Genomic DNA, 889 nt, shown 5'->3' on the forward strand with positions numbered 1-889 from the left:
AAGGTGGGGTAGATGATTGGGGTGAAGTCGTAACAAGGTAGCCGTATCGGAAGGTGCGGCTGGATCACCTCCTTTCTATGGAGACTCGGATCTGATAGATCCAGTCAAGTGTGTTTAACACACAAAACCGCTTACTCACTCGTGTTCAGTTTTGAAAGAGCAATCTTTCAGCAGGATGGCTAACACCATGTTGCACTCGTTTGGTGATGATGGCGGAGGGGACCCACGCGTTCCCATCTCGAACACGACCGTTAAGCCCTCCAGCGTCGATGGTACTTGAACCGCAGGGTTCTGGGAGAGTAGAACGTTGCCAAGCGATACCCATGGCAAGCTTTCGGAGAAAGCTTCGAAATCTTGTAGGTGGGTTTTTATTTTGGGAAGTTTATCCCAAACACATAATGGCCCTTAGCTCAGCTGGTTAGAGCGCACCCCTGATAAGGGTGAGGTCGGTGGTTCGAGTCCACTAGGGCCAACCAATTATTTTCATAATCGTATGGGGCCATAGCTCAGCTGGGAGAGCGCCTGCCTTGCAAGCAGGAGGTCAGCGGTTCGATCCCGCTTGGCTCCACCAAAAGACATTTTAAGACAGGAATTTCCAAGAAATTTCGACTTGAAATGCGGTAAGAAGATGTGATAAGATAACTTTCGCTGCTGACATAGGGCAAGGATAATTGAGTCACATTGCAACAACGTTGTTCCTTGAAAACTAGATAACGAAATGAAACGTAAAGTAAGAACTTAGGTTGTGTTAACCTTCGGGTTACACAAAAATCTTTAAAGTTTTTTCTAGGTTAAGCTAGAAAGAGCACACGGAGGATGCCTAGGCACTAGGAGCCGAAGAAGGACGTGGCGAACGACGAAATGCCTCGGGGAGCCGTAAGCAGGCTTT

General features: G+C 47.9%; 2 tRNA genes and 3 rRNA genes. All 5 read left to right on the top strand.

Features of this window, described 5'->3' with window-relative positions:
- Positions 1-75 (top strand): 16S ribosomal RNA (locus tag IEY34_RS36235); the annotation flags it as partial.
- 124 nt (positions 76-199) lie between these two features.
- Positions 200-316: ribosomal RNA gene (gene rrf, locus IEY34_RS36240) — 5S ribosomal RNA — on the top strand.
- An 83-nt stretch (positions 317-399) separates the two neighbouring features.
- Positions 400-476: transfer RNA gene (locus tag IEY34_RS36245), tRNA-Ile, on the top strand.
- Positions 477-495: 19 nt separating this feature from the next.
- Positions 496-571, top strand: a tRNA-Ala gene (locus IEY34_RS36250).
- A gap of 218 nt (positions 572-789) precedes the next feature.
- A 23S ribosomal RNA gene (locus IEY34_RS36255) occupies positions 790-889 on the top strand; the annotation flags it as partial.

This window comes from Paenibacillus marchantiophytorum, assembly GCF_014640555.1.
Lineage (GTDB): Bacteria > Bacillota > Bacilli > Paenibacillales > NBRC-103111 > Paenibacillus_E > Paenibacillus_E marchantiophytorum.